We start from the raw sequence: 26,831 nt of genomic DNA on the forward strand, positions 1-26,831 counted from the left end.
ATCTTTTCGTGTGTATGTTGCGGTAAACCAAACCGAAATTTCGCCCCCCATGCACCGGGGGGATCAATTGCCGGAATTTCGTCTGCGAGATCCACGGGCCGTGGGCCCCAGCGTGGACCACCCACCCCACAGCCCCACAGGCGACAATGCCAGCTTCGCGCGTCACCCCCTGACGCCGCCGCTCTTGCCCACCGCCCACCATGTCCGACCTCTCCACCGAGATCCGCCGCCGCCGCACCTTCGCGATCATTTCCCACCCTGACGCCGGCAAGACCACGCTGACGGAAAAGCTGCTGCTGTTCTCCGGCGCGATCCAGATCGCCGGCTCCGTCAAGGCGCGCAAGGCCAGCCGCCACGCCACGTCCGACTGGATGGAGATCGAGAAGCAGCGCGGCATCTCGGTCGCCTCCTCCGTCATGCAGATGGAGTACCGCGACTGCGTCATCAACCTGCTCGACACCCCCGGCCACCAGGACTTCTCGGAAGACACCTACCGCGTGCTGACCGCCGTGGACGCCGCGCTGATGGTGATCGACGCGGCCAATGGCGTGGAGCCGCAGACGCGGCGCCTGCTGCAGGTCTGCCGCGCCCGCAACACGCCGATCCTGACGTTCATCAACAAGATGGACCGCGAGGTGAAAGACCCGCTCGCGCTGATGGACGAGATCGAGCAGGAGCTGGGCATGACCGTCGTGCCCTTCACCTGGCCGGTCGGCATGGCCAAGTTCTTCCACGGCGTGATGGACCTGCGCGAGGACCAGATGCGCCTGTTCGCGCCCGGCGAGGACCGGGCCGGCGGCGACGAGGAAGTGCTGCATGGGCTGGAGAACCCGGCGTACACCGAGCGTTTCGGCACCCCCTACGAGCAGGCGCTGGGCGAGGTCGAGCTGGTGCGCGAAGCGGCTCCGGCCTTCGACCACGCCGAATTCCTGGCCGGCCGGCAGACGCCGATGTTCTTCGGCTCTGCCATCAACAACTTCGGCGTGCGCGAGGTGCTGGATGCGCTGGTGGCCCTGGCACCACCCCCCGGCAACCGGCAGGCGATCGAGCGCACCGTCGAGCCGAACGAGCCGAAGTTCACCGGCGTCGTCTTCAAGGTGCAGGCCAACATGGACCCGGCGCACCGCGACCGCATCGCCTTCGTGCGCGTCTCGTCCGGCAAGTTCCTCCGCGGGATGCGGCTGAAGGTCGTGCGCAACGGCAAGGAAATGCGCCCGCAGACGGTGGTGAGTTTCCTGTCGCAGCGGCGCGAGCTGGTGGACGAGGCGGTGGCCGGCGACATCATCGGCATCCCGAACCACGGCGTGCTGCAGCTCGGCGACACGCTGACCGAGGGCGAGATGCTGCACTACACGGGGCTGCCCTTCTTCGCGCCGGAAAGCTTCCGCACGGTGGAAATCAAGGATCCGCTGCGGGGCAAGCAGTTGCGCCAGGGCCTGCAGCAGTTGGGCGAGGAAGGCGCGATCCAGGTGTTCAACCCGGTCGCGGGCGGCTCGCTGATGCTCGGCGCGATCGGGCAACTGCAGTTCGAGGTCGTGCTGCACCGCCTGAAGGGCGAGTACGGCGTGGATGCGCGGCTGGATCCGTGCCGCTTCTCGATCGCCCGCTGGATCACCAGTGCGGACGAGAACAAGCTGAAGCGCTTCATCGACTCGGAGCCGCTGCGCATCGCCCACGACGTGGTGGGGGCGCCGGCCTTCCTGGTGCAGTACAGCTCGGACCTCAGGGTCGCGCAGGAGCGGGCGCCGGACATCCAGTTCCACGCGATGCGGGAGCACTCGGGGCGGGTGTTCGGGGCGGCGCCGACGTTGTGAGCGATCGGGCCGGCGAGGGCGAGACCCAGCAGTATTACGACCGGCACGCAGCCGAGTTCTTCTCCGGTACGGTCGGGGTGGACATGGCGCCCTTGGTCAAGCGGTTCCTGGATCGATTGCCCGCAGGGGCCGCGATCCTGGATGCTGGCTGCGGATCGGGGCGCGATGCCCGGACCTTTGCTGAGCGGGGTTACCAGGTCAGCGCGTTCGATGCCTCGCCGACGTTGGCGACACTGGCTTCGCAGCACTGCGGTTTCGCGGTCGCCGTGCGCCGTTTCGAAGAACTGGACGATGTGGCCCGCCATGACGGCATCTGGTGCTGCGCCAGCCTGCTGCATGTGGCCGAGGCGGACATGGCCGACGTGCTGGCGCGGCTGTGGCGGGCGCTGCGGCCGGGTGGCACGCTCTATGTCAGTTTCAAGCACGGCCGCGGCGAGCGGCTGCACCACGGCCGCCGCTTCACCGACGCCGACGAGCCAACGCTGCGGGCCTGGCTGACCGCCTTGCCGCAATCGCTCGCGCCCGAAATCTGGCTGACGGAAGACCGCCGTCCGGATCGCACCGAGCACTGGACCAATGCACTGATCCAGCGTGCTCCGCAACACCGGCTGGTGACTGGCGGCGACCATGACCACCTGCTGATACAGCTCTCGGCCGCATGTGCCCGCGCCTCACAGGTGGATCTGGCGGTGGCCTTCGTGAAGACCAGCGGCCTGCGTTTGCTGTGGGCCGACCTGCAGGCGGTCGCCAATGACCCCGCACGCCGCCTGCGTCTGCTGACCAGCGACTACCTCGGCATCACCGACCCGGAGGCGCTCCGCTTGCTGCTCCTGCTGCAGGAACAGGGTGCCGAGGTCCGCGTGCATGCCACCCAGGGCGGCAGCTTTCACCTGAAGGCCTACCTCTTCGCCCGGCTGGCCCATGGCGAACTGCTAGATGGAACAGCCTTCGTCGGCTCCAGCAACATCAGCGGGCAGGCGCTGCGAGGTGGACTGGAATGGAACTACCGCATCGTTCATCCCGGAGACGCAGGCTTCCTGGAAGTGCGCCGACGCTTTGACGAGCTGTTCGTCCATCCCCGCAACGCACCGCTGACCGATGCCTGGATCGAGGACTACGAACAGCGCCGGACACCCCCTGCACCACGACTGACGCACCCCGGTCCCACCCCGGACGCAGAGGCCCCCGAAGCGCCACCCGAACCGACACCGGTGCAGCGTGAAGCCTTGGCGGCATTGGCGGCCACGCGCCAGCAAGGCTACCGGCGCGGCTTGGTGGTGCTGGCCACGGGTCTGGGCAAAACTTGGCTGGCGGCCTTCGACACCGTGCAACTGAACGCGCAGCGGATCTTGTTTGTCGCCCACCGCGAGGAAATCCTGACCCAGGCGGCGGCCACGTTTCTGCGCATCCGACCCCAGACGCGCATCGGTCACTACACCGGCCGCAGCCGGGACACCGACGTGGACGTGCTGTGTGCGTCGGTGCAGACCCTGGGCCGCCCTGAGCACCTGCACCGTTTTGCGCCGCAGCACTTCGATTACATCGTGGTCGATGAGTTTCACCATGCCGCGGCCAGCACCTACCGACGCCTGCTGACCCACTTTGCACCGACGTTTCTGCTCGGCCTGACCGCGACACCAGACCGCACCGACCAGTCCGACATCCTTTCACTGTGCGACGACAACCTCGTCCACACCTGTCCGCTGTTCGATGGCATTCGCGCTGGTCTGCTGGCACCGTTTCACTATTTCGGCATCTTTGACGAGTCGGTTGATTACCGCGAAATCCCGTGGCGCAACGGCCGCTTTGACCCGACACAACTCGACCACCAACTGGCCACGCTGGCCCGCGCCCGCCACGCCATGAAGGAGTGGCGGCAGCGCAGCCAGAAGCGCACGTTGGCGTTCTGCATCTCGCGCCGCCATGCCGAGTTCATGGCCGAGCAGTTTCGCCGCGAAGGTGTGGCCGCAGCCGCGGTGTACGCAGGCTCCGACCTCGGCCGCGCCGAGGCACTCGAACACCTGGGAGACAGCACGCTGCAGGTGCTGTTCAGCGTTGATCTGTTCAATGAAGGCGTGGATCTGCCGGGCATCGACACCGTGATGCTCCTGCGCCCGACCGAATCCAAGATCCTGTTTCTGCAGCAACTCGGCCGGGGGTTGCGCCGCCACGCGGACAAGACCCATCTGGTCGTGCTGGACTTCATCGGCAATCACCGCGCCTTTCTGCGCCAACCGCAAGCGTTGTGTGAAATCGGGGCGAGCCACCAGGCGCTGGCCTCTTTCGCTGTCCAGGTCGAGCAACAGACGCTCGACTTGCCACCCGGTTGTTTCATCCACTACGACCTGCGCATCATCGACTTCCTCAAGGCGCTCGACAGCCAGGGGCCACGCCACGAATACGAGGCATTGCGCGACCGTTTGGGGCACCGCCCTTCGCTGACCGAGTACCACCACTCGGGCGCCAGCGTGCAGGCCATGCGCAGGCAGGCGGGGCACTGGTTTGCGCTGGTGCGCAGCCAAGGAGATCTGAACGACGAGGAAGCCACAGCCGCCGACCGCTTCGGGGCGCTGCTGCGAGAGGTCGAAACCGCGCCGATGACCCGCAGTTTCAAGATGGTGCTGCTGGAAGCCTTTCTGGAGCTGGACGGCCTGCGTACACCCGTGCCACTGGCGGAACTGAATCGGCGCTCTCGCGAGGTGCTGGAGCGTCGGCGGCCACTGCTGGCGGACCTGACACCGGAAGCCCGAGCGGCAGCGGTCGATTCGCCTGCGTGGGCGGCTTACTGGCGAAAGAACCCAATCCAAGCCTGGACTGGCGGCAACAGACCCGCCGGCACTGCACGGTACTTCGGACTGGAAGGCGATCGGTTCAGCCTCCTGCAAGGGGTACCGGCATTGCTCGCCGAGCCACTGACCGGGCTCCTGCAGGAGCTGGTCGATTACTGCCTGGCGAGCTATGCGGTGCGGCGAACATCGACTGAAGACAGTGCGGAGAGCGGCCAAGTCATCCCGTTTCCGAACCAGCTTCGTGCCACAGGGGCAGGGATTGCATTGCCGTTTTTCCCCGATCTGAAGATGGCCTGCGGTCATTTCAAGACCGGCCGCACCGATGCAGAAACACTGCGGTGGCTACCCGCTCGCTATGGTCCGCTCGACCCAGCCCGCCATTTCATCGCACGGGCGGCGGGTCATTCGATGGACGGCGGCAAGCACCCGATCCGCGACGGCGACTACCTGCTGCTCGAACGCGTCAGTCCAAGCCGAGCGGGATCGATCACCGGCAGCGTCATGGCCATCAAGCGTCAGGACGAGAGTGGCGACAGCCAATACCTGCTGCGTGTGGTGACGAAGAAGGCCAGCGGGCAGTACGTCCTCCAGGCTCAGAACCCGGCCTTCGCCGATCTGCCCACCACCGATGACATGCGCACGCTTGCCCGCCTGCGGGCCGTGATCGATCCGCTGGACCTCACGGTTGATCAATCCTCCTGACGCTCTGAAATCGCAGTGACTCAGGTCGCCGACCAGGGGTTGAGCAACGCCACCCCGGTCGGCGCGAAGTCGGCGGTGTTGCGGGTCACCACCGTCATGCCATGCACCAGGGCCGTAGCGGCGATCAAGGCATCAGCCTCCGACCGAGGGTCTGGCACATGCAACCGGGCACAGCGCAGCGCCACAGCGGCATCGATGACCAGCACGCGGCCCGCGAAGGCCGGGATGACCTGATCATCCAGCCAGGTCCGGAGCACGCGCCCTTGCGCCGAGTCCCGGCGTTCGACCTGAAGAACCCCCAGTGCAAGCGCCTGCAGCGTGACAACCGACAGGAACAGGCTGGCGGGCGGCACCGACTGCGCCCAGGCCACCACGTTCGGGTCCGCACGTCCGGTGCGCGCCTTGCGCAACTCGGACACGACGTTGGTGTCGAGCAGCCACATCAGCCGAGGTCCGTCGGGCGGAGCTTGAGGTTCAGGCGCGGCGGATCGAAGTCAATGCTAGCCGTCTCGTCCGTCACCGGCATGGCCAGCATGTCCACGATGCTGCGCCCCCCAGCCTCACCACCGGTCAACCGGCGGTACTCCTCGATGCTCAGCAGCACATGCGCAGGCCGGCCGCGGTCGGTGATGAAGACCGGTCCCTTCAGGGCGGCTTTCTTGGCGCCGCTGGCGTCCTAGTTGAACGCGCGGCTGGAGAGAGTGGTGATCATGGGGATCTCCGGTCAGGAGGATTTATTGTAGACACGTTACTACATTGAATCCGGTGCGGCAAGCTGCATCCCCATGGCAAAAAATGGCAATCCAATTACCCGGCCAGTTGCCGTACAGTCGCACGAGGAGAATCGCCCATGCCCGCCTCTTCATCCCCAGCAACCGCCCGTCTCGAAGCCCGCATCAGCACCGACCTGCACGCGATGCTCAAGCGCGCCGCCGAACTCCAGGGACGCACCATGACGGACTTCGTGATCGCCGCGGTGCAGGACGCTGCCCAGCAGGCGATCGCCGAAGCCGAAGTGGTGCGGCTGTCGCTGGAGGACCAGCGGTGTTTTGCACAGGCGCTGCTGTCTCCACCCGAACCCACACCCGCCCTGGTGCGCGCCTTCGCCCGCCGCCGCCAGTTGCTGGGTGCGGACTGACGGCTGGCGATGACCACACCGCCACCGTTCCAGGTCCGCCCCCTCACCGCCGACCTCGACCGCACCACGTTCTGCAGCGGCTCTGCCCCACTGGACCGCTACCTGCGCGAGCAGATCACCCAGGATGTCCGGCGCCGGGTCGCTGCCTGCTTCGTGGCGCTGACCACCGAGGCCACGCCCCGTCTGGCCGGTTACTACACCCTCGCCTCGGCCAGTCTGCTGCTGGCCGACCTGCCCGCCGCCACGGCCCGCAAGCTGCCGCGCTATCCGAGTGTGCCGGCCGTGCGCATGGGGCGGCTGGCAGTCGATCAGGCGTTCAAGGGGCAGGGGCTGGGCGGCACGCTGGTCGCCGATGCGCTGGACCGGGCCATCCGCGCCGAGATTGCCGCCCATGCGCTGATGGTCGATGCCAAGGACGAGACCGCCGCCGCGTTCTACCGGCACCAGGGCTTCATCGCCTTGCCACAGTCGCCGCTGGTGCTGTTCCTGCCGCTGGGCACGGTGGCGGCGGCGCGGGGGCCGGCGGCGCACTGAGCCCGTCTAGGCATTCCTTGTGCTGCCTCGCCTGAGGTGCTAACTTTCCCGTATCTGAAATACGGACAAGTTCAAGAAATGCCCTTGCATCTGGTGGGTGAGACGCTCGACAAGACCCGCAGCCACGCCCTGGCGCAGGCCGGCAAGCTGGTGCAATTGATGCGGGGCATCTATGTCGATGCCGACGACGATGTGGACCAGACGGTGCTGGCACATGCCGTGCGCATCGGTCGCTACCTCTACCCGAAGGCGTACCTGTCCGCCGCCAGCGCGGTGGTGCTGGGGCCGACACGCGAGGGCCGCCTTTACCTGGCGGGGCCACGTGTGCAGCGCACCCGCCTCAGGGCGCTCGAAATCGTCCAGAACAAGGCCCCTGCGCAACCGGCACTGGCAACGGCGGTCGTGGCGGACAGCCTGGGCGAGTTTTCGGTGCAGGTGTCCTCGATCCGCCAGCGTTTTCTGGAAGCCTTTCGCCTGCGCAGCGAACATGCGGCATCCCTGGACGCCGCCACCCGCGAGGCCCTGGCCGCCCGGCTGATCGAAGAACATGGAAGCCCCCGCGCCGCCAGCGATGCCGTCTGGGCACTCGCCCGGGAGAATGACTGGTACCGCGAGGGCGAAGGCGCCGAGAAATTCCTGCTGCGCCCCCTCGGCCTCGTCCCTGCTCGCAATGTCGCCGCCTTCGATCTGACAGTGGCATGGCATGGCCGAGCGATGGGTCACCTCGCCCACGACGGTTTCGAATGGCAGTGGTCGCCGATCGACACCGGCGTGCCCATGCCGCCGCTCATCCGCCAGACGGTGCCGGGAACACTGCCACCGCTCATCGTTTCGTTGCTGCCCGAGGGCTGGCTGGGGGCGGTGCTCCGCGACCGCGACGAGCGGGCCACGCTGCGCACGGGTCGGCGCTACCTGTCCAACATCACGGTGGCACAGGATGCCGCCGAGCTGGCCGCACTGCCACTCGATGTGCTCACCACACGCCTGGCCGACCATGCCGTGGCGGGCGTGTTCACGGGCACATACGCCGGGCCTGGGCGCAGCACCATCGAGCAGGACTTCGAACACAACCTCGCCCTGGTCTGCGCCCACACCCACACACCGCGGCTGTCCGGCGTGCAGATCAAGGCGCCCATGACGCTGGGGCACGGGGGCACGCTGTCGCCCAGCATCGGCACACCGTTCACGCACATCCTGAAACCGGCGGGCACCAGCGGCTTCGAAGCCCTGCCTCTGGTCGAGTGGATCGGTCTGGCACTGGCGAAAAACGCCGGGTTCGACGTGCCGGCGACCGCCTTGGTCCCGATGCCTGATGGGCTGCCACCGGCACTCCTGGTGGAGCGGTTCGACATCCGCGCCGGTGTGGACGACCGCCGCCTGCTGGTCATGGAAGACCTGTGCGCACTGCTCGATCTGCCGCCCAGGGCCAAGTACGACGGCAGCATCGAACGGGTGGCGCGGGCCTTGCGCGCACTGTCCACGTCACCGGAGGCTGACCTGCTGAAGCTGGTGCAGCGCGCGTTGTTTGCATGGCTGATTGCCGACGGTGACATGCACCTCAAGAACATGGCCGTGCTGAAGGTGGCCGAGCCTGGCGAGCGGGTGTTCCGCAGCGTGCGGTTGGCACCGGTCTATGACACGCTGACGACACGCGCCTTTCCTCGGCTTGCGCATGACCGCATGGCGCTCATGCTCAACGGCAAAAACGAGCGGCTCAAACGGGCCGATTTTCTGGCGGCGGCCTCCACGATCGGACTGCGCGCAGCGGACACCCATGAAGCCATGGAGGACGTGTTGACCCGTCTGCGGGCAGCAGTCGAGTCGATCACGCTGCCCCAGATCCCGGGCGCCGGTCCGTCAGGTGAAGCGGCGGTGGCGCGAACGCTGGAGATCTGCCGCGGCCGGCTGGTGTCATTCGATTGACTTTGCCGAGGTGGACTGCAGCAACACCTTCGCCGCCTCGATCCGCAACCCCATCTCCACCTGCCCGTCGTTCATGACGTGCAGCAGGAACTGCCGCGGATCGGTGAATCCCTCTGCGCTCGCTGCTGCATCGGGTGTTGGCGCCTTCACCGGCAACGCCGCCCGGTACTCGGCAGCACGGATGCTCGACAGCCGCGACAGCAACTCCGCCTGCCCTTCCGAGCCGGGCCGGATGTCGAGCCACGGTGTCTCGGCGAACACCGGCGCGAGGTCGGGCGCGATGTAGGCCGACCAGACCTCGCCCTCCGGACTGTCGGTTTGCAGCGCGGGCATGACCGGCGCCTGCTGCACGCCATCGGCCGACGGCAGCAGCTCGACGCGGTGCGGCGGCACCTCGGCCAGAAAGCGGGTGCGCAGGTACTCCAGCAGCGCGTGTGCCTCGGCCGCCGGCACCGGATCGGCCAGCGAGAACCAGAGCTGGCAGGCGTCCGTGCCCGACACGGCGATGCCGGGCGCCGGCCAGCCGAGGTCGGTCTGCACACCCTGCCACATCCACCCGAGCACCGCCCAGTCCGCCGGCCGCGCCAGCGACAGCACCAGCGCACGCACCCGGCCATCGTCCTCGGTGCGGTAGAGCCGGTCGCGCTCGGCCTGCAGGCGCGGACTCGTCACCACGGCGGCGGTCACGCCCATCACGGCACCTCCGCGCCCTCGCCCGCGCTCCAGATGGCGTGCCAGGTCTCGGCGTCGAGCGTCAGCGCCTGGGCGGCGAGCGCCTCGTCCAGCGCATCGATGCGCTGGCTGCCGACGAGCGGGCGCGGCCGGCTCGGGTGGCGCAGCAGCCACGCATAGGCGACGGTGGCCGGCGTGACGCCGTGGCGGCGGGCGATGTCGTCCAGCGTCGCACGCACACGCTGCGCATCCGGCGCGGTGCCGGTGAACAAGCGCCCGCCCGCCAGCGGCGACCACACCATCGGCCGCAGTCCCAGCCCGACGAGCTGGTCGAGCGTGCCGTCGTGCAGCGGCGCGCGGTGCAGCGGGTGCAGCTCGATCTGGTTCGTCGCCAGCGGCACGGCAGCGTTCAACAGGGCGAACTGCGACGGCGTGAAGTTGGACACCCCGAAGGCCCGTACCTTGCCGGCCATCTGCAGCCGCGCCACCACTTCGGCGATCTCGGCCGGATGCATCAGCGGGTCCGGCCGGTGGATCAGCAGCAGGTCGAGCCGGTCGGTCTGCAGCGCGCGCAGGCTGTTGTCCACGCTGGCGATCAGGTGCGCGGCCGAGGTGTCGTAGGACTTGAGTCGGTGCGCCGGCCGACTCGGATGCACCAGCTTGATGCCGCACTTGCTGACGAGCTGCATCCGCTCGCGCAGGTGCGGCGCCAGCGCGAGCGCCTCGCCGAACAGCGCCTCAACCGCGTAGCCGCCGTAGATGTCGGCGTGGTCGAAGGTGGTGACGCCGCGGTCAAGGCACTGCTCGATCCAGCGCAGCCGCTCGCTCGGGGTCCAACCCCAGTCGGCCATGCGCCAGCAGCCGGCGATGACCGGGGACAGGGTGGGTGGGGCAATGGTCATGCGGACCTCTCTTTCAACTTCATCAACTGGTCAACTTGACGGCACGCCCGACGAACAGGATCGGCCCGGTCGGGCGCCCGATCGGCGAGCCACCCTCGGGCTCCAGCGTGATCTCGAACAACTGCTCGGGGCGCAGGTCCGGCAAGCGCGTGGTCGGCAGCTCGACGGTCGAACCCGCCTGCACCAGTCCGAGCGAGCTGGGGCCGGCCGCGCCCGGCGCCTTGGTCCAGAACTGCAGCGCCCGCCCCACCGGCACCGGCCCGGACGGCGCCACCGGCACCAGCCGCAAGCGCCCCTGTCCCGCCGCATCGACGCGCACCTCGACCACCCAGCCATTGCCGCCGCCCTGCGGCCCCTGCAGCACGGCGACGTAACGCTGGTCCTGCGCCGCGTCCGGGGCGCCGCGCAGCACGAGCGCACTGCCCAGCGCCACACACACCGCCACCGCCATCCCGCTGACGCCCTGCCACAGCCCCAGCCGCTGCCACCACGGCAACCGCAGCGGCGGCACCTCGGCACGGGCGCGTGTACCGGCCCAGGCCAGCCGGGCGTCGATGCGCGACCACAGCGACGGCGAGGGTTCGGCCGGCGGCGCGTGGCGGGTCAGGCTGAGCAGCCGGTCCTGCCACATCGCCACCTCGGCGCGCAGGCTGGCGTCATGGGCCATCGCCGCCTCGAACGCCTGTCGGGCGGTGTCGTCCAGCGTGCCCAGCACGAACTCGCCGGCCGCGACGCTGCGATCCTCGGCGGTGTCGAGCTTCATGCGAGGCACTCCTTCAACGCCAGCAGGCTGCGGCGGATCCACGACTTCACGGTGCCCAGCGGCGTGTTCAGCCGCTCGGCGATCTGTTCATGGGTGTAGCCATCGACGAAGGCATGCACCACGCAGGCCCGCCGCGGCGCGTCCAGCCGCTGCAGGCAACGCTCCAGGCTGTCGGGGTCGAGTCCTCGGTCGTCGTCCTCGTCGGACTGCGCCTGCTGCAGGTCGGACACGCCCGTGAGCGTCTCCGGGTCGAGCAGCACCGGCTCGGTCGCGCTGCCGCGCACGGCCCGCAGCGCCTGGTGCCGCACCACGGTGTAGATCCAGCCCCGCCCCGAACCCAGTGCCGGGTCAAACGTTTCGGCACGCTGCCAGATTTGCAGGAAAGCGTCCTGCAACACGTCCTCCGCCAGCACCGCGTCGCGCACGATGCGCCGCACGACACCCAGCAGCCAGCGTGCCTCCTGTTCGTAGAGCACGCGCAAGGCGAACCGCTCGCCCCGTGCGCAGGCGAGCAGGGCGGCATCATGGTCGAAGGTGGGCAAGGGCGTGGGCATCAGGCGACAGGAAGCCGCCCGATTCTAGGGGCGCCTCAGACCGGCTTCCAGAAGATGTAGTCGGCCTGGTACTGGACGATCTCGCGCTTGCCCGTGCTGCCCGCCGCGCAGGGCATGGCCGGCGCGACACCGCCGCGGGTCGCCACGCGCTGGATGTAGCTCACGCCGGTCAGTGCGCCGCTGCCCATCGCCGGGTTCGCCTTGACGAGTTGCAGCGGGATGCTGCCCGCCATCGCAGGAGCGACCGCGACCTGCGTCCCGGTGAGCGCGGAGCCGTCGTTGGCCGCCCAGGTGGCCGGCGGGCCGAAGTAGCGGCCGAGGGTCTCGCCGCCACGGCTCTTCAGCGCCGCCATCGGGCCGACGAACACCCACTCGAAGGCGTCCGCCATGTTGGCTTTGGCGCGGCATTCGTAGGTGATCTCGCCGACGCCGACGGTCTCCCAGGCCACGCGGTGACCGGCCGGCACCTTGACCGGGTCGGGCAGCATGTCCTGGCTGTAGGGGGTGGCCATGTGCGCCATCGGCATCGACGGCATGCCCGAGCAGGCGGCCAGCACGGCGGTCAGGGTGAGGGAGGAAGCAACGAGGGCGAAGCGTGTGCGGGTCATGGCGGACTCCTGGGGAGGGTGGGTGAGGAAGGTGAAGGTTTTGAGCCTTGCACTTCTCACTAGTCCGCCGAGGGCCGGATGGATGCAGTTCCGTGAAAAAATTTTTAACGCCATGCGAAAACATGGCACAGCAAGGTCAAAAATCGTGATTTTTTGGCACAATTTTCGATTTTGAACCAAACAACCAAACAACCAAACAACCAAACAACCAAACAACCAAACAACCAAACAACCAAACAACCAAATTATAATTTTTTGTTCAACATTACAGCAAAAATAACATGTTGAAACAATTGTTCTATTGCCTTCCACACCAGCCAACCACCATCAGGGACACCCCTTGAAAACAACGCACAAAGTAATTTGTGGCTACTTCGCCATAGGAATAATCTACGCCCTTTATTACTGGATCTGGGGTGACGCCGACCAGAGCAAAGGGTTTTTTGTCAACCTGATTGTGACCACGCTACTGTGGCCGGCAGTCATGTTCCCGGTAATTGGGAAAATAATTGGCGCCTTGGTAATTATGGGCATCGTGGCATCAGTGGTTTTTTCATAAAATGAACAAGTCTAACAAATTTAAATTTGCATTACTGATATCAGCAATTATATCAGGATGCGCAAATGAATACGATGACGAGGCCACCCAACTAATAAAATGTGGAATATCAGCCCAAATACTTGGGAAAGAAGAAATATTCATGCTAGAAGCTTCCAAATGGAGAGCCACTCAAATAAAACAAGTAGAGCTTGATGCGGGCCGACTTAAACACTACAAGAGAATTACCTCTGATGCAGCAAATAGCGACGGATCTCCAAACAAAGAGAAAGTACTTTCTTGGTATAGTTCTGACTACTGCAGAAAGCTGTCATCAGACTACGCAACCTACAAATCAAAACTTACATCCAACCCCTCATCAGAAAAATAATAATGGCATAATACTAAAAAATTTTCGGCCATCTTAGAAATATTCACTAAAATGAAATCAGAAATTTTAAGCTTACTTCAAGCGTTCAGAAGTGACGATTTTTATGTCGGTAGCCAAATACCAGACAAAAAAATGAACAATGCGATGGCGAACTATCCAATTCCTCGGAATGAAGAAATATTGGCACTCATTGATGCAACAGTTTTCGGCTCGGCCAAACAAGGAATGGCGATTGGATCATCAGGCATTTACTGGAACAATGACTGGGCAACTGAGTCGCACAAGAAATCCCTGAGCTGGGAAGATCTCGCTTCTGGTGCAGATTCTATTGCGGCAAAGGGGATGAATTTATACTTGGCGCCGGGCTGCTTATTCGGCATGTCAGGATCAAGTGTGAAGCCTGCAGTCCTTGCAGAGTTACTCAGGAAAGTGTGCCGCGCACTTGGAAGTGTTGACAAAGCTGACAAGCAACATGCGGTCAGTGCTCCTGCTGCCGCAAAGAGAACCAGCAGCAATGCAGTCGCCGTCAGCGAAAAAAGCACTCCAACTCAGGGCAAATATAATCCCAGGTATCTGGAAGTTTTGCGTAACGTCGCGAAGCGTCATAGGCTGTCCAGTCACGTTTATCTCGCGCCACAACCATCAAGACAGCGAGTGATGACCATCACAAGCATTTGCGATGACGGGATCGACCCTTATTCAATTCTTGTTATTGTAGACAACACCTTCCTTCAAACCGGGAAAGATTTCCTAATTGTCACCGACAAGGAAATAATCTCGAAAGCCATGATGAAGGAAGTAAAGCGATTTGATCTGTCAGACGTTCGACAGATAAGAAATGACGGCAAGAATTTTTACGTAAATAACTACGAATTTCAATTCTTTGATCAATTCTCAGAACCTGAAATTCTTGTGCTTATTGATTTCTTGTCAGATATAGTGCCGGCTCTAAAAAATGAACTCTCCGCGTCGGAAAATACAGCAAAAAACAGAGCGCTGCTATACGGCTTTGGCTCTTATGAAAAGTTATCCGCCGACAGGAAGAGCAAATTAGACTACTCTTTTTCATTAATCACCGCAGCAAAGGAGGCAACAATAAGTGATCTAGGTGACGAGACAGGGGCTCTTGACAAGATACTAACTGGTCACATCTCTATCATCACCAAGAATTTGCTAGCAAGCATTGACACCTGCAAATCGCTGGAGGATATACTAACAAAATCATTAGTATTATTCGTGCTATTATATTTTTACTCAACCTCTAAATTTCCTGAGGATGTAAAAGCAGAGCTTGGAGAAGCCTATGGAAGGATAGTATCCATTGGCATAGCGTATGGCCTTTCGCTAAAGGAAATCGTCGATGCTGAAGACTTGGGGTTTGAGGTCATGGATGAAGATGCACTTACCTTCATAGCGATCGCGTTCTCCGGAGCACATGCCACCGAGGAAACCGAGGAAATGGTCCGAAAAGCCATTAAAAACGCTGGGGCGTCGAACAAGGCCGAGTTCTTCGAACTCTTTCTGAACAAGTTCGGCGTGACAAGCGATGTATGTCAAGTCATGCTCAGCGAAGCAGAGGCGGTGCGCAATGCTTGGATGAACATGGTTGCCCAGATGGCGGAGCAAGACGAAGAAGATTGATCGCGACAGCGCCAAGCGGCTGACCGCTTGGCGCTTTGTCGAATCAGCCTTACGAACTGAACAGGAAGTTCAGCACATCGCCGTCCTTCACGACGTACTCCTTGCCTTCCGCCCGCATCTTCCCGGCGTCCTTCGCACACTGCTCGCCCTTGAAGGCGATGAAATCCACGAACGCGATCGTCTGGGCGCGGATGAAGCCCTTCTCGAAGTCGGTGTGGATCACGCCCGCCGCCTGCGGCGCGGTGTCGCCGACGTGGATGGTCCAGGCGCGCACTTCCTTCACCCCGGCGGTGAAGTAGGTCTGCAGCCCCAGCAGCTTGAACGCGGCGCGGATCAGGCGGTTCAGCCCCGGCTCGTCCTGGCCCATTTCCGCCAGGAACATGGCGCGGTCCTCTTCCTCCATCTCGGACAGCTCGGCCTCGGTCTTGGCGCAGATCGCCACGACGGGCGCGTTCTGCTTCGCGGCGAACTCGCGCAGGCGGTCGAGGAAGGGGTTGTTCTCGAACCCGGTCTCGTCCACGTTGCCGACGAACATCGCCGGCTTGGCGGTGATCTGGCACAGCGGCCGGAGGATGACCAGCTCTTCCTTGCTGAAATCGACCGAGCGCACCGGCAGGGCCTGGTCCAGCGCCGCCTGGCACTTCTCCAGCACCTTGACCAGCGCCGCGGCTTCCTTGTCGCCGGAACGGGCCGTCTTGTTCGTGCGGTGCAGCGTCTTCTCGACGGTGCTCATGTCGGCCAGACAGAGTTCGGTCTGGATCACCTCGATGTCGGCGAGCGGATCGATCTTGCCGGCGACGTGGATGACGTTGTCGTCCTCGAAGCAGCGCACGACATTGACGATGGCGTCGGTCTCGCGGATGTGCGAGAGGAACTTGTTGCCCAGCCCTTCGCCCGTGGACGCGCCCGCCACCAGCCCGGCAATGTCCACGAACTCGACGATGGCCGGCACGATCCGCTCCGGCTTGACGATCTCGGACAGCTTGCCCAGCCGCGCATCGGGCAGTTCGACCACGCCGACGTTCGGCTCGATGGTGCAGAACGGGTAGTTCTCGGCGGCGATGCCGGCCTTGGTCAGCGCATTGAAGAGGGTGGACTTGCCGACGTTGGGCAGGCCCACGATGCCGCACTTGAGGCTCATGGTGGTGTCTTGTTCAGGGGGAGATCCGGCGATTGTAGGCGCCCACCCCCGCCCGGAGAACGCTCAGAACCGCACCGTCCCCTGCCCGCCCTGCCCCACCACCAGCCACCGTCCGACGCCCTCGACGATCACCGCATTCATCCCGAACGTGATCGCACCACCGACCCGCGCATCGGCGCGGTAGCGGGCCAGCGTGTCGCCCGGCTCATGGCCAGCTTCCGCGGTGTCAGGGTCGATGTTGGGGATCGGGCAACGCGGACACGGCTTGACCAGCCGCAGCGTGACCGGACCGTCCGGCGTATCGAAGTGCAGCTCGTCGAGTCCGTCCTCGCCATGCGGGCCGAGGCCGTCGAGCACGAGGTTCGGGCGGAAACGCGCCATCGTCACCGGTGCATGCCGGCCGAGCGCGAGGCGGCGGTTCAGCTCGTCCAGCGCCGCCACCGTGGTGACGAGGATCGGGTAGCCATCGGAGAAACCGTTTTCCGCTTCGAGCGCACCGGTCCAGCGCGCACTCGACAGCCGCCGCTGCCCCGGCGCGAACTGCACGAGCCGGACTGGCGCGCCGAGGAAGGCGCTGAACCAGCGGTCTGCCGCCGCGCTGGCGGCCCGTGCATCGACCGCGTCGTCCCAGACGCGCACACGCAGCGCCTCGCCAGCGGCCACCACCGGCAGCACCAGCGGCGCGCAGCCAGGTGCGCTCACCGTCAGCGCGCCATCGTCGCCGAGCGACGGGCGGATCAGCGCCATGCGGGCGTGCTCGCGCTGGCTGAGGAACTCGTGCTGGTCGTCGATCAGCATCCACTGGCGGTCGTGCGCGAAGCCGGTGGCGCTCAGCGCGACCTGCGGCAGCGCAAGGCCGGCGCAGGACTTGAGCGGGTAGACGTGCAGGCTGGCGATGGTGACGGGGCTGCTGCCGTCGTCTGGCGCAGAGGAAACAGGCTGAAGCAAAGCGTCGGTCATGGGACTGTCCACCGTGATGAATTTGCGTGATTTTTTACTGGCGTGATCTGGAAAAAATGCGCAGACTGGCCACGACGATACCGCGTCCACCCACGGTACCGTTTGCCCCCATCCCTGTGCCCACACACCCCAAGGAACTGTCATGGATGCCTATCTCGGAATGATCTGCCTGTTCGGTTACAACTTCCAAATACGTGACTGGATGAAATGCGACGGCCAGCTTTTGCCGATCCAGCAGTACAACGCCCTGTTTGCATTGCTGGGCACCCACTACGGCGGCGACGGCCGTACCACCTTCGGTCTGCCCAAGATGGCCGCTCCGACGGACGGCATGAGCTACCAGATCTGCATCCAGGGCATCTTCCCCTCCCGCGACTGATCCGCCACAGCCTCACACCCTGTCTGACAAGGCGCCCCAGCGGGCGCCTTGTGCGTTTCTGTCCCTGCACGGCGCAGGCACGGCACAGGGTTCCTACAATCGGGCGGATGAACACCCTGCCTTCCGCGTTCACCGCCGCCTCCCCTGCCCCGACACTGGATGTCCTGATCCGCGGCAGCGGCCCGGTCGGCATGGGGCTGGCGCTGGCGCTGGCGCGGGATGGGCTGCGCGTCGGCCTGCTGGGCGCAGTGCCGAACAAGAACGCGGCGCCCGACGTGCGCGCCTACGCGCTCAACGCTGGCTCGGTCACGCTGCTACGCGAGCTGCGCGTGTGGGACGCGCTGCCCGAAGACGGGCGCACCGCCGTGCAGGACATGCGCATCCACGGCGACGACGGCGGCGCGATCGAGTTCAGCGCCTGGCAGCAGGGCCTCGGCGAACTGGCGTGGATCGTGGACGCCGCAGCGCTGGAGCAGGCACTCGGCGAGGCCGTGCGCTACGCGCCGCATGTGCAGCGGCTGACGCAACCCGTCGCCGCGGCCCTCACCGCCATCTGCGAAGGCAAGGATTCCGCGACACGCGAAGCGCTGGGCGCCGGCTTCGAGTCCTTCTCCTATGGCCACCACGGCGTGGCAGCGCGGCTCGTCAGCGACACGCCGCACCACGGCACCGCCTGGCAGTGGTTCCGCCACCCGGACGTGCTCGCGCTGCTGCCCTTCGACCGGCCGCAGATCGACCACGGCTTCGGCCTCGTCTGGTCGCAGCCGCAGGCCGAGGCCGAACGGTTGATGGCGCTGTCGGACACGGCATTCGAAGCGGAACTGAACGCCGCCACGGGCAACGCGGCCGGCACGCTGCGGCTGGGTTCGCCCCGGGCCGCGTGGCCGCTGCGGGTCGGCCATGCGCAACGCTGGTGCGGACCGGGCTGGGTGCTGCTGGGCGATGCCGCGCACGCGGTGCATCCGCTGGCCGGGCAGGGGCTGAACCTGGGGCTGGCGGATGTGCGGGCGCTGGCGCGGGTGCTGGTCGATGCCCGACGCACCATGCCCTGGAAATCGCTCGGCGACGAACGCACGCTGCGCCGCTACGCCCGAGAACGCAGCGCCCCAACCCGGGCCATGAGCGGATTGACCGACGGACTTCTGCACCTTTTTGCACAGCCTTCAGCGCCACTGAAGGAACTGCGCAACCATGGCATGACTCTGGTACACCATCTCGGCCCGCTCAAACGCTGGCTGACCGCACGGGCGCTCGATGCCTGAACCACGCACGGAACCCCGCTCCAAGGACACCGCACCATGATTCCCCGTCTCGCCCCCTTCGCCGCTGCCGCACTCGCTGCCCTGACCCTGCTGGCGGGGCCTGCCCGCGCCGACGAAACCGAGATCCGCAAGACGCTGACCGAGCGTTTCGCGAATCTGCCCAAGATCGACGAGATCCGGCAGACACCCATGCCCGGCATCTGGGAGGTGCGCATCGGCACCGACATCATGTACTCCGACGCCAAGGGCACCTACTTGCTGCAAGGCTCGATGATCGACACGGCCACGCGCCGGAACCTGACCGAAGAGCGCGTGGACAAGCTCTCCGCGATCGACTTCGCCAGCCTGCCGCTCAAGGACGCGATCGTCTGGAAGAACGGCAACGGCAAACGCAAGATCGCTGTCTTCGCCGACCCGAATTGCGGCTACTGCAAGCGGCTGGAGAAGGATCTGGTCAACGTGAAGGACGTGACGGTCTACACCTTCGTGATCCCGATCCTGGGCGGCGATTCACCCGAGAAGTCGAAATCGATCTGGTGCGCCAAGGACAACACCAAGGTCTGGCGCGACTGGATGATCGATGGCGCGGCACCAGCCCGGTTGATGGGTCAATGCGATGCATCGGCGATCGAGCGCAACTCGGCGCTGGCGAAGAAGCACAAGGTCACGGGCACCCCCGCCATCGTGTTCGAGGACGGCACGCGGGCGCCGGGTGCAATTCCGGCGGTGGAGATCGAGAAGAGGCTGGCTGCGAAGTCCTGAGCCGGTCAGGGGCGTCAAACCGCCGTGCGGCATCAATACGGCCGCATCCCGAAGACATTCCCCGCCGGCTGGTACTGGCACACCCACACCTGGTCCTTCGCACTGCACACCCGCAGCGCGCAGCCGACCTCGCGGGTGGTGCGCCAGACGATCTGGGTGTAGTGGCCGCAGGCACGACCCGGGAGACAGGAATTGGCGTCGAACTGGAAATCGGCCGACTCGCGGCCCCAGACATCGACGACAAACGCCGGTCGGACCTCCTGCACCGTGGTGAGGCCGGTGCTCCAGCGGATGGGGCTGGCCCAGTAAAGGTTCTCGCCCAGGTCGGGGACATCGCTGTGCTCCATGCGGCATTGCCCGCCCTGGTCGAGCTGTGCCGCCCAGCGGGCCGAGGACTGCGCCAGCGCCTCTGACCAGACCAGCGGCGGCACGCCGACCCGCGCACGCCAGCGGTTGTGGGCCGCGAGTGCCTCGCGGCCCTGCTCCGTGTCCAGTGCGGCGGCACCCGCCAGCCCCATCCACCCGGCCAGCAAAAGCGCCGTCCAGCGCAGCCGTGGTGGACCGAGGCGAGGCATCCCCGCGCCTTCAGCGGTGCGTGAACTGCGGTGCGCGCTTCTCCAGGAAGGCGCCCATGCCTTCCTTCTGGTCGCTGCTGGAGAACAGCGCGTGGAACAGCCGGCGCTCGAACAGCAGGCCTTCCGTCAGCGGCGCCTCAAACGCCCGGTTCACGCACTCCTTGGTCGCCATCAGCGCCAGCAGCGAGTAGCCGCACATGGCCTGCGCCGCCTTGTCGGCTTCGGCATGCAGATTGGCCAGTGGCACGACGCGCGACACCAGCCCCGAGCGCTCGGCCTCGACCGCGTCCATCATCCGGCCGGTCAGCGCGAGGTCCATCGCCTTGCTTTTTCCCACCGCACGCGGCAGGCGCTGCGTGCCGCCCGCGCCGGGGATGATGCCGAGCTTGATCTCGGGCTGGCCGAACCGGGCGTTGTCGGCCGCGAGGATGAGGTCGCAGGCCATCGCCACTTCGCAGCCACCGCCGAGCGCAAAGCCCGACACCGCCGCGATGACCGGCTTGCGGACCTGCCGGACCGTGTCCCAGTTGCGCGAGATCAGACCCTTGCGGTAGGCGTTCGGGAAATCGAAGGGCTGCATCATGGAAATGTCCGCGCCCGCCGCGAAGGCTTTCTCGCTGCCGGTCACGACGATGCAGGCGATGCCGTCGTCGGCGTCAAAGGCCAGCAGCGCGGCGCCGAGTTCGTCCATCAGCATGTCGTTCAGCGCGTTCAAGGCCTTGGGGCGATTCAGCGTGATCCAGCCGTAGCGCAGCGCCTGCTCGGTGGCGCCGGGGCGGGTTTCGACGAGGATGGTTTCGTGGGTCATCGGGGTCTCCGTTGTTCGGGATCACAGGGGTCACAGGGTGCGCGGCCACTATATCGCCCCAACCCGCGGATCACGGTCCCGACTGCTTCGGCGGCTCGGACAGGCGCAGGTCGATCCAGGTCTCGGCGTCCTGCTCGATGCGGATGCGCACGGGCAGCATCTGCAGCGTGGGCGCATACCAGACCTGCGCGCTGAGGATGCTGCCGCCGGAGCGGGCCGCCTCGCCCGGTGTCTCGGCCACGCTGTCACGGGCCGGCACCGGGCGGACGTGGAAGGTCTGCAGCTCGCCCAGCGGTGTCATGGTCGGCAACGTGTCGCCCACCTCGTAAGCCCAGCGCCGCACCCGGTGCGGCAGCGCCAGATCGAACTCGACACGCCCGCCCTTCTCGCGCAGCGCCGGCCGCACGGAGAACAGGTAGACCATCTGGATGAACTGGCTGGCGGTGTCCTGCACGTCGGCACGGGTGCTGGCGAGCCGCCCGTCCTGCAGCTGCACGCTGCGCTCGTCCGGGAAGAGCATCTGCACCAGCCGATTGCGGCCGATGATCTGGCGCGTGGCCTGCTCGTAACGCTGCGGGCGCAGGCCATCCGGCGTGATGCGGCCCTCGCTGCTCATGCGGCGGGCGACCAGCGGCGCCAGACGCGGGCCGATGCTGACGTCGAGGTGGACCTGGTAGCGGTCGCCATCGCGCAGCCACTCGACCTGCGCATCGCCACGGACCTCCCCCTGGTACCAGCCGTCCAGCACATAGGTCAGCCGCGTCGAGACCGGCCAGGTGAACGCCGGTCCGGAGGCAGCACTGGCGGGCGTGGGCAGCGCTGCAGAGGCCACTGCGGCCACCTGGGGGACCGAGGCCGCCGGGAGTGCTGCGGCCACCGAGCCGGGTGCGGCATTCGGGTCCGCACCGGGGCTGGATGCCGCTGAGTCCGGGTCGGACAGGGCGATCTCGACAGGTGCCTCGGCACCGCTCGCGGGCGTGGCGGCGGGCTTGACCACAGCCGGGCGCGCCCGCCGGGGCGGTGGTGCGACCTGCGGGCCGGCAGGGGCCGCGGACTGCGCCACGGTGCGGGTGTAGGTGGCCTCGATGCGGTGGATCGACGGTGCGGGAGGCTCGCCCTGCGCCAGCGTGCCGCTGAGTCCGTCCAGCACCAGCCCGTGCAGCAGCACGACCAGCAGCGCCAGCCCCCACCACAGCCGGGACCGGAGCCACAGGGTGCGCATCAGGCCCCGGGCGCGCCCAGCCATGCTGCACGCAGGCGCCGCGCACGCGCAGCGGGCTTGGCCTGCCAGCTCAGCGCCACGGCGCCTTCGGCAGTGGATGCGGGCAGCGTCAGCCGCAGCAGGCGCCGGTCACGGCTGACCAGCAGCGGCTGAGGCTGCTCGAACGCGCCGTAGAGCGCCAGATCCTCCGGCTTGACCACGCGCCAGTCGCCCAGCGCCAGCAGCTCATCCCCGGCCGACAATCCGGCCAGATCCGCCGCACCGCCGTGCTGGACGGACTGCACCTTCAAGCCCTGCGGCGACTCGCTCACCCGCGCACCCAGCCGCTGCGCGAACAGCGGCCGGTCGCGCTGCCAGTCGGCGCCGTGGGCAGCGAGCAGGGTCTGCGTCGGCAGGTCGTCCGTGCCGTGGACCCAGGCCGCCAGTTCCGCCGCGAACGAGCGCCCGCCGACCTCGGCCAGCACGGCGGCGACGTCGTCCTCGCCGATCGGGCCGCCGCCGCTGCGCTGCCAGAGGCCGCGCATCACGTCGTCGAGCGTGCCCTTGCCCTCCTGGCGCAGCGTCAGGTCGAGCGCCTGCGCGACCAGCGCGCCCTTGGTGTAGTAGCTGACGGTGGCGTTGGCGCTGTTCTCGTCTGGCCGGTAGTACTTGACCCAGGCGTCGAAGCTCGACTGCGCGACGCTCTGCACCTGGCGGCCGGGTGTGCCAAGCACCTGATTGATGGTCTTGTTGACCAGCCGCAGGTAGCGCGTCTGGTCGATCAACCCGGTGCGCACGAGGAACAGGTCGTCGTAGTAGCTGGTGAACCCCTCGAAGAACCAGAGCAGCGCCGTGTAGTTCTCGCCGCGCAGGTCATAGGGGGCGAAGTCGCGCGGCTTCAGGCGCTTGACGTTCCAGGTGTGGAAATACTCGTGGCTGATCAGGCCGAGCAGCGTGACGTAGCCGTCGTTCAACCCCGCTTCGCCGCGTCGGGGCAAGTCGCGGCGGTTGCAGATCAGCGCGGTGCTGTTGCGGTGCTCCAGCCCGCCGTAGCCGTCATCGACCATGTTGAGCAGAAAGACGTAGCGGTCGAACGGTGCGGGTGCGCCCCCATGCCAGAACCGGATCTGGGCTTCGCAGATGCGGCGCGTGTCGGCCAGCAGCCGTTCGCCGTCGAAGCTCGGCAGCGCGCCGGCAACGACGAACGCGTGCTCGACGCCGCAGGCGGTGAAGGTGCCGCGCCAGAAGGTGCCCAGCTCGACGGGGTGGTCGATCAGCGCGTCGTAGTCGGGCGCGGCGTATTCGCGGGGAGCGACCTCGGGCAGGCCGGTGGCGATGTCCCAGCCAGCGGGCAGAGGACCGAAGGTGACGCGGTGCTCGTCCGCCTCGCGCCCCTCGGCGCAGAGGAACATGCCGGTGCCGTTGAAGAAGCCGCGCTGCGTGTCCAGCCAGGCGCAGCGCACCGAGTTGTCGAAGGCGTAGACACGCCAGCTCACCGTCAACGCGCCTCGACCGGTGCAGGCGGCTTCCCAGCTCTGCTTGTCACATTGCGCCAGCGCCACCGTGCGGCGGCCTTGGCGCGCCTCGACCGCCGAGACGTGGCGGGCGAACTCGCGCACGAGGTAGCTGCCGGGAATCCAGACGGGCAGCGACAGCCTTTGCCGTGGCGCCGGGGTCGGCAGGGTCAGGGTGACGCGGTAGTGGTGGCGGTGGAGGTCGTCGATCTCGACGTGGTAGCGGATCATGCGGGGGTTTCCGTGGCTGGCGTGGTCAGGCGCTGGCAGCGGCGGCCGCCATGAAACAGCTCATCGACGCCACCAGCGTCAGCCTGAAGCGCAGCGTCAGCCACTTCGACAGCCCGTAGGCCGGATAGACGCGCCGATCCACCAGGTAGCACACGATCAGCAACAGCGCCTGGATCACCAGCCCCGCGTGCGGCGGCATCACCACCGACACCCAGCCGAACAGCGACGGCGTGACCGCCCAGAGCAGGCGGCGCGGCGCGGCATCGCGGGCCACCATCAGGATGCCCCAGTGGATGCCGCCCAGGAATGACACGATCAGCCCCGCATACACCGACAGCGACAGCACCACATACGGCAGCACATCGGCCCGCACCAGCAGCGCCAGCAAGGCCCCCAGCACGAACGGCACCAGGCCCGCGTGGCCCAGCCGCACCGCCAGCCGATCGGGCACGGACAAAGGAGCGGCGGCAGTCGAAAGAGGCATTGCGGACACGGTGGTTCGTTTCGTCAGTGGAGGCGCCGGTGATTGTCACCGCTGCACCCGCCACGCGCACAGCCTGAACTGAACTTCACGGTACCAACCAGCGGACCTGTGGTGCGGCGCCACGGTAATCGAACACGGCGCGGCGGTGTCCCGACGGGTCGAGCGCGAGCCAATCCATCTCCAGCACCCGCACCCGCAGCACGGCAAAGGCACCGCGCTGCTCACCCGCCGCCGCCGCAGCCGCGTCCCCGCTGGTCGGCAGCACACTGCCTGGCGCCTGTGGCGAGAGATAGTCCTGCGCGGCGCGGGTGTGGCGCAGCGTCGCCCAGCGGGAGGTCACGTCCAGCCCTTCGGACTCGCAGCCGATCTCGCAGCTCAACCGCAACTGCCAGCCCAGCGCGGGCGACCAGCAGACGAGCTGGGCGCGCGGATCGGCGTCGAGCTGCGCCACCTTGGGCGCACGGAGGTCGGTGTAAAGCAGCAGCGTGCGGTTGGCGGGATCGACCTCGCGCAGCACCACAGTGCGCGCCTGTGCACCGCGCGTGGCGCAGGTGGTGGCCAGCACGGGCTGGCGCCAGGGGTGACCGCGGGTCGCCGCCGCCCGGACCAGTTCTGTCCACAGCACCGCGTCCTCAGGTGCCGATGCCTCGGTCAAGGCCCTCATGCAGGCGGTGCCGCGCGCCGCACCACGTCCAGCACCACCGCGTCATCCCGCTCCGCCCAGCCAGCGTCACACGCCGCGCGGAACACCGCCAGCGCCGCCTCGCCAAACGGCGAGGATTCGCCAGCAGCCTGCAGCATTTGCAGCGCGAGGGTCAGATCCTTGGTGAGGATGTGGGCATGGGCACGCGGGGCATAGTCGCCAGCCAGTGCGCGAGGCAGGCGGTCGTCGGTGATCCACGACTGGCCGGAACTGGCCGCGATGACCTGCTGCAGCGTGGCAAGGTCCAGCCCCATGCGCTCGCCCGCCGCCAGGGCCGACGCACCGGCCACGAGGTTCACCGCGGCCAGCAGGTTGTTGAGCAGCTTCACGCGCGCGGCATCTCCCGCTCGCTCGCTGATCGGGAAAACATGGGCGGCCATGTCGGCCAGCACCTTTGCGTGGCGCAGGCGGGCCGCCTCGGGCGCCGCGAGCATCAGGCTCATCGTGCCGGCCCGGGCCTTCACCGGGCCGCCGGAGATCGGCGCGTCCAGCAACGTGCCGCCATGGGCCGCCACCGCGTCGGCGAACCGGGCGGTGTCTTCCGGGGCGATCGTGCTGCAGAGCAGCACGTCCGTCGGTGCGGCGGCGAGCAAGCCGTCCGGGCCGTGCAGCACCTCGTCGATCTGCGCTGCGCTCACGACCACCACGACCACCAGATCCGCCGCTGCAGCGACCGACCGTGGCGTCGGCAGCACACGTGCGCCGGCCGCCGCGGCGATCTGCTCCAGGTCCGGGCGCAGGTCGCGCACGGCCACCCGGTGACCGCGTTCCAGCAGCCTCAGCGCAATGCCGAGGCCCATGTTGCCGATGCCGATGACACCGACCCGCATGGCGTGTTCAGCCTTCGCGGCGCAGCGCCGGGAACAGGATCACGTCGCGGATGCTGGGCGAGTCGGTGATCAGCATCATCAGCCGGTCGATGCCGATGCCGCAGCCGCCCGTCGGGGGCATGCCGTATTCCAGCGCGCGGATGAAGTCGGCGTCGAAGAACATCGCCTCGTCGTCGCCGGCTTCCTTGTTCGCCACCTGCGACTGGAAACGCGCCGCCTGGTCCTCGGCGTCGTTCAGCTCGCTGAAACCGTTGCCAAATTCGCGGCCGGTGATGAACAGCTCGAAGCGTTCGGTGATGGCCGGATTGGCGTCGGACGCGCGGGCCAGCGGCGAGACTTCCACCGGGTAGTCGATGATGAAGGTCGGCTGCCAGAGCTTGTCTTCCACCGCTGCCTCGAACAGGCCGAACTGCAGTTGCGCCAGCTTCCAGTGCTTCGGCGGCTCTTCGCCGAGCGACTTCAGCTTGGCGTGGACCGCGTGCGCGTCGTCCGCCTCGGCTTCGGTCAGACCGGCATGGGCCACCAGCGAATCGCGCACCGACAGGCGGGCGAACGGCTCGTCCAGATGCACCGGCTTGCCGGCGTAGCTCAGGCGGGCCGAACCCGTCGCCGACACGGCCGCGTGGCGCAGCACCTGCTCGGTGAAGTCCATCAGGTCGTGGTGGTTCCAGTAGGCCGCGTAGAACTCCATCATCGTGAATTCGGGGTTGTGCCGAACCGAGATGCCTTCGTTGCGGAAGTTGCGGTTGATCTCGAACACGCGCTCGAAGCCGCCCACCACCAGCCGCTTCAGGTACAGCTCCGGCGCGATGCGCAGGAACATCTCCTGGTCGAGCGCGTTGTGGTGCGTCGTGAACGGGCGGGCGTTGGCGCCGCCGGGGATGGGATGCAGCATCGGCGTCTCGACTTCGAGGAAGTCGTGCTCGATCATGAACTGGCGGATGCTGGACACCGCGTTGCTGCGGGCGCGGAAACGGGTGCGCGCCGCCTCGTCGGTGATCAGGTCGACGTA

The 26,831-nt window shown here is 66.4% G+C and carries 25 protein-coding genes and 1 pseudogene; 9 read left to right on the forward strand and 17 right to left on the reverse strand.

From position 1 onward, the window contains the following. Positions 1-200: 200 nt before the first annotated feature. Both RMP06_RS08140 and RMP06_RS08145 read left to right on the forward strand, forming a co-directional pair. On the forward strand, positions 201-1,814 hold the full coding sequence (locus RMP06_RS08140; protein WP_310461270.1) for a peptide chain release factor 3: 1,614 nt from the start codon (positions 201-203) through the stop codon (positions 1,812-1,814). After that, complete coding sequence (locus RMP06_RS08145; protein ID WP_310461271.1) at positions 1,811-5,305, forward strand: DEAD/DEAH box helicase family protein; 3,495 nt, start codon at positions 1,811-1,813, stop codon at positions 5,303-5,305. The genes RMP06_RS08140 and RMP06_RS08145 overlap by 4 nt, the downstream gene beginning before the upstream one ends. A 20-nt stretch (positions 5,306-5,325) precedes the next feature. On the opposite strand, the gene RMP06_RS08150 is transcribed toward RMP06_RS08145, so the two are convergent. Beyond that, the gene (locus RMP06_RS08150) at positions 5,326-5,751 is read right to left on the reverse strand and encodes a type II toxin-antitoxin system VapC family toxin (RefSeq protein WP_310461294.1); all 426 of its coding nucleotides are present in this window, start codon (positions 5,749-5,751) and stop codon (positions 5,326-5,328) included. Continuing rightward, positions 5,748-6,017, reverse strand: a pseudogene (locus RMP06_RS08155) (type II toxin-antitoxin system prevent-host-death family antitoxin). The gene RMP06_RS08150 and the pseudogene RMP06_RS08155 overlap by 4 nt, the downstream one beginning before the upstream one ends. 138 nt (positions 6,018-6,155) lie before the next feature. Here RMP06_RS08155 and RMP06_RS08160 point away from each other — a divergent pair. The 3 genes from RMP06_RS08160 (at position 6,156) to RMP06_RS08170 (ending at position 8,900) form a co-directional block, all read left to right on the forward strand. Beyond that, positions 6,156-6,443 (forward strand): type II toxin-antitoxin system TacA family antitoxin, encoded by a 288-nt coding sequence (locus tag RMP06_RS08160; RefSeq protein ID WP_310461272.1) that lies wholly within the window; start codon positions 6,156-6,158, stop codon positions 6,441-6,443. Between the two features lie 9 nt (positions 6,444-6,452). Further along, positions 6,453-6,977: a GNAT family N-acetyltransferase gene (locus RMP06_RS08165; protein ID WP_310461273.1), complete on the forward strand. Its 525-nt coding sequence runs from the start codon at positions 6,453-6,455 to the stop codon at positions 6,975-6,977. A gap of 78 nt (positions 6,978-7,055) precedes the next feature. After that, positions 7,056-8,900 (forward strand): type II toxin-antitoxin system HipA family toxin, encoded by a 1,845-nt coding sequence (locus RMP06_RS08170; RefSeq protein ID WP_310461274.1) that lies wholly within the window; start codon positions 7,056-7,058, stop codon positions 8,898-8,900. On the opposite strand, the gene RMP06_RS08175 is transcribed toward RMP06_RS08170, so the two are convergent. Genes RMP06_RS08175 through RMP06_RS08195 form a run of 5 tightly spaced genes read right to left on the reverse strand, consistent with a single transcriptional unit; the run spans position 8,889 to position 12,399 of the window. Beyond that, positions 8,889-9,593 carry a hypothetical protein gene (locus RMP06_RS08175; RefSeq protein WP_310461275.1) on the reverse strand — a complete coding sequence of 235 codons (705 nt, stop codon included), beginning with the start codon at positions 9,591-9,593 and terminating at the stop codon, positions 8,889-8,891. The genes RMP06_RS08170 and RMP06_RS08175 overlap by 12 nt on opposite strands. Further along, on the reverse strand, positions 9,593-10,474 hold the full coding sequence (locus tag RMP06_RS08180; protein WP_310461276.1) for an aldo/keto reductase: 882 nt from the start codon (positions 10,472-10,474) through the stop codon (positions 9,593-9,595). The genes RMP06_RS08175 and RMP06_RS08180 overlap by 1 nt, the downstream gene beginning before the upstream one ends. A gap of 22 nt (positions 10,475-10,496) precedes the next feature. Then, positions 10,497-11,237, reverse strand: coding sequence for an anti-sigma factor (locus tag RMP06_RS08185; protein ID WP_310461277.1), 741 nt, complete (start codon positions 11,235-11,237; stop codon positions 10,497-10,499). Next, a complete protein-coding gene (locus RMP06_RS08190) occupies positions 11,234-11,791 on the reverse strand; it encodes a sigma-70 family RNA polymerase sigma factor (protein WP_310461278.1) in 558 nt (185 codons plus the stop codon). Before RMP06_RS08190 ends, RMP06_RS08185 begins: the two co-directional genes overlap by 4 nt. Before the next feature lie 35 nt (positions 11,792-11,826). Then, the gene (locus tag RMP06_RS08195; RefSeq protein ID WP_310461279.1) at positions 11,827-12,399 is read right to left on the reverse strand and encodes a DUF3455 domain-containing protein; all 573 of its coding nucleotides are present in this window, start codon (positions 12,397-12,399) and stop codon (positions 11,827-11,829) included. A 980-nt stretch (positions 12,400-13,379) separates the two neighbouring features. On the opposite strand from RMP06_RS08195, the gene RMP06_RS08200 reads away from it, so the two are divergent. Next, positions 13,380-14,969, forward strand: a complete 1,590-nt coding sequence (locus tag RMP06_RS08200) for a hypothetical protein (protein WP_310461280.1) — start codon at positions 13,380-13,382, stop codon at positions 14,967-14,969. A 49-nt stretch (positions 14,970-15,018) separates the two neighbouring features. Here the strand turns inward: RMP06_RS08200 and ychF are convergent, their stop codons facing one another. Together ychF and RMP06_RS08210 are read right to left on the reverse strand one after the other, a co-directional pair. After that, a complete protein-coding gene (gene ychF, locus RMP06_RS08205) occupies positions 15,019-16,110 on the reverse strand; it encodes a redox-regulated ATPase YchF (RefSeq protein WP_310461281.1) in 1,092 nt (363 codons plus the stop codon). 63 nt (positions 16,111-16,173) lie between these two features. After that, entirely contained in the window at positions 16,174-17,070 is an 897-nt protein-coding gene (locus RMP06_RS08210) for an MOSC domain-containing protein (protein ID WP_310461282.1), read from the reverse strand. A 142-nt stretch (positions 17,071-17,212) separates the two neighbouring features. Between RMP06_RS08210 and RMP06_RS08215 the strand changes: the two genes are divergently transcribed. From RMP06_RS08215 to RMP06_RS08225, 3 genes are all read left to right on the forward strand, one after another. Continuing rightward, positions 17,213-17,449 (forward strand): phage tail protein, encoded by a 237-nt coding sequence (locus tag RMP06_RS08215; protein WP_310461283.1) that lies wholly within the window; start codon positions 17,213-17,215, stop codon positions 17,447-17,449. A gap of 107 nt (positions 17,450-17,556) precedes the next feature. Continuing rightward, positions 17,557-18,711, forward strand: coding sequence for an FAD-dependent monooxygenase (locus RMP06_RS08220; RefSeq protein WP_310461284.1), 1,155 nt, complete (start codon positions 17,557-17,559; stop codon positions 18,709-18,711). A 36-nt stretch (positions 18,712-18,747) separates the two neighbouring features. After that, the gene (locus RMP06_RS08225) at positions 18,748-19,473 is read left to right on the forward strand and encodes a DsbC family protein (protein ID WP_310461285.1); all 726 of its coding nucleotides are present in this window, start codon (positions 18,748-18,750) and stop codon (positions 19,471-19,473) included. Positions 19,474-19,505: 32 nt separating this feature from the next. Here RMP06_RS08225 and RMP06_RS08230 read toward each other — a convergent pair whose 3' ends face one another. The 8 genes from RMP06_RS08230 to lysS form a co-directional block, all read right to left on the reverse strand. Continuing rightward, on the reverse strand, positions 19,506-20,048 hold the full coding sequence (locus tag RMP06_RS08230) for a CAP domain-containing protein (protein WP_310461286.1): 543 nt from the start codon (positions 20,046-20,048) through the stop codon (positions 19,506-19,508). A 10-nt stretch (positions 20,049-20,058) separates the two neighbouring features. Continuing rightward, positions 20,059-20,856: an enoyl-CoA hydratase gene (locus RMP06_RS08235; protein ID WP_310461287.1), complete on the reverse strand. Its 798-nt coding sequence runs from the start codon at positions 20,854-20,856 to the stop codon at positions 20,059-20,061. Between the two features lie 70 nt (positions 20,857-20,926). Beyond that, positions 20,927-22,102 (reverse strand): DUF3108 domain-containing protein, encoded by a 1,176-nt coding sequence (locus RMP06_RS08240; RefSeq protein WP_310461288.1) that lies wholly within the window; start codon positions 22,100-22,102, stop codon positions 20,927-20,929. Then, positions 22,078-23,802, reverse strand: a complete 1,725-nt coding sequence (locus tag RMP06_RS08245; RefSeq protein WP_310461289.1) for a M61 family metallopeptidase — start codon at positions 23,800-23,802, stop codon at positions 22,078-22,080. Before RMP06_RS08245 ends, RMP06_RS08240 begins: the two co-directional genes overlap by 25 nt. Positions 23,803-23,827: 25 nt before the next feature. Continuing rightward, the gene (locus RMP06_RS08250) at positions 23,828-24,286 is read right to left on the reverse strand and encodes a DUF3429 domain-containing protein (protein WP_310461290.1); all 459 of its coding nucleotides are present in this window, start codon (positions 24,284-24,286) and stop codon (positions 23,828-23,830) included. An 85-nt stretch (positions 24,287-24,371) separates the two neighbouring features. Further along, complete coding sequence (locus RMP06_RS08255) at positions 24,372-24,950, reverse strand: pyridoxamine 5'-phosphate oxidase family protein (protein ID WP_310461291.1); 579 nt, start codon at positions 24,948-24,950, stop codon at positions 24,372-24,374. Then, the gene (locus RMP06_RS08260; protein ID WP_310461292.1) at positions 24,947-25,819 is read right to left on the reverse strand and encodes an NAD(P)-dependent oxidoreductase; all 873 of its coding nucleotides are present in this window, start codon (positions 25,817-25,819) and stop codon (positions 24,947-24,949) included. The genes RMP06_RS08255 and RMP06_RS08260 overlap by 4 nt, the downstream gene beginning before the upstream one ends. Positions 25,820-25,826: 7 nt before the next feature. Continuing rightward, the coding region (lysS, locus tag RMP06_RS08265) for a lysine--tRNA ligase (RefSeq protein ID WP_310461293.1) at positions 25,827-26,831 on the reverse strand (1,005 nt) is incomplete at its 5' end.

It is taken from the genome of Sphaerotilus sp., assembly GCF_031429695.1.
Taxonomy (GTDB): Bacteria; Pseudomonadota; Gammaproteobacteria; order Burkholderiales; family Burkholderiaceae_C; genus Sphaerotilus.

What these genes read in the sequence shown, in the direction of transcription:
- RMP06_RS08140 (WP_310461270.1), top strand. Translation starts at nt 201, where the DNA reads ATGTCCGACCTCTCCACCGAGATCCGCCGCCGCCGCACCTTCGCGATC.
- RMP06_RS08160 (WP_310461272.1), top strand. Translation starts at nt 6,156, where the DNA reads ATGCCCGCCTCTTCATCCCCAGCAACCGCCCGTCTCGAAGCCCGCATC.
- RMP06_RS08165 (WP_310461273.1), top strand. Translation starts at nt 6,453, where the DNA reads ATGACCACACCGCCACCGTTCCAGGTCCGCCCCCTCACCGCCGACCTC.
- RMP06_RS08170 (WP_310461274.1), top strand. Translation starts at nt 7,056, where the DNA reads ATGCCCTTGCATCTGGTGGGTGAGACGCTCGACAAGACCCGCAGCCAC.
- RMP06_RS08175 (WP_310461275.1), bottom strand. Translation starts at nt 9,593, where the DNA reads ATGGGCGTGACCGCCGCCGTGGTGACGAGTCCGCGCCTGCAGGCCGAG.
- RMP06_RS08180 (WP_310461276.1), bottom strand. Translation starts at nt 10,474, where the DNA reads ATGACCATTGCCCCACCCACCCTGTCCCCGGTCATCGCCGGCTGCTGG.
- RMP06_RS08185 (WP_310461277.1), bottom strand. Translation starts at nt 11,237, where the DNA reads ATGAAGCTCGACACCGCCGAGGATCGCAGCGTCGCGGCCGGCGAGTTC.
- RMP06_RS08190 (WP_310461278.1), bottom strand. Translation starts at nt 11,791, where the DNA reads ATGCCCACGCCCTTGCCCACCTTCGACCATGATGCCGCCCTGCTCGCC.
- RMP06_RS08195 (WP_310461279.1), bottom strand. Translation starts at nt 12,399, where the DNA reads ATGACCCGCACACGCTTCGCCCTCGTTGCTTCCTCCCTCACCCTGACC.
- RMP06_RS08200 (WP_310461280.1), top strand. Translation starts at nt 13,380, where the DNA reads ATGAAATCAGAAATTTTAAGCTTACTTCAAGCGTTCAGAAGTGACGAT.
- ychF (WP_310461281.1), bottom strand. Translation starts at nt 16,110, where the DNA reads ATGAGCCTCAAGTGCGGCATCGTGGGCCTGCCCAACGTCGGCAAGTCC.
- RMP06_RS08210 (WP_310461282.1), bottom strand. Translation starts at nt 17,070, where the DNA reads ATGACCGACGCTTTGCTTCAGCCTGTTTCCTCTGCGCCAGACGACGGC.
- RMP06_RS08215 (WP_310461283.1), top strand. Translation starts at nt 17,213, where the DNA reads ATGGATGCCTATCTCGGAATGATCTGCCTGTTCGGTTACAACTTCCAA.
- RMP06_RS08220 (WP_310461284.1), top strand. Translation starts at nt 17,557, where the DNA reads ATGAACACCCTGCCTTCCGCGTTCACCGCCGCCTCCCCTGCCCCGACA.
- RMP06_RS08225 (WP_310461285.1), top strand. Translation starts at nt 18,748, where the DNA reads ATGATTCCCCGTCTCGCCCCCTTCGCCGCTGCCGCACTCGCTGCCCTG.
- RMP06_RS08230 (WP_310461286.1), bottom strand. Translation starts at nt 20,048, where the DNA reads ATGCCTCGCCTCGGTCCACCACGGCTGCGCTGGACGGCGCTTTTGCTG.
- RMP06_RS08235 (WP_310461287.1), bottom strand. Translation starts at nt 20,856, where the DNA reads ATGACCCACGAAACCATCCTCGTCGAAACCCGCCCCGGCGCCACCGAG.
- RMP06_RS08240 (WP_310461288.1), bottom strand. Translation starts at nt 22,102, where the DNA reads ATGGCTGGGCGCGCCCGGGGCCTGATGCGCACCCTGTGGCTCCGGTCC.
- RMP06_RS08245 (WP_310461289.1), bottom strand. Translation starts at nt 23,802, where the DNA reads ATGATCCGCTACCACGTCGAGATCGACGACCTCCACCGCCACCACTAC.
- RMP06_RS08250 (WP_310461290.1), bottom strand. Translation starts at nt 24,286, where the DNA reads ATGCCTCTTTCGACTGCCGCCGCTCCTTTGTCCGTGCCCGATCGGCTG.
- RMP06_RS08255 (WP_310461291.1), bottom strand. Translation starts at nt 24,950, where the DNA reads ATGAGGGCCTTGACCGAGGCATCGGCACCTGAGGACGCGGTGCTGTGG.
- RMP06_RS08260 (WP_310461292.1), bottom strand. Translation starts at nt 25,819, where the DNA reads ATGCGGGTCGGTGTCATCGGCATCGGCAACATGGGCCTCGGCATTGCG.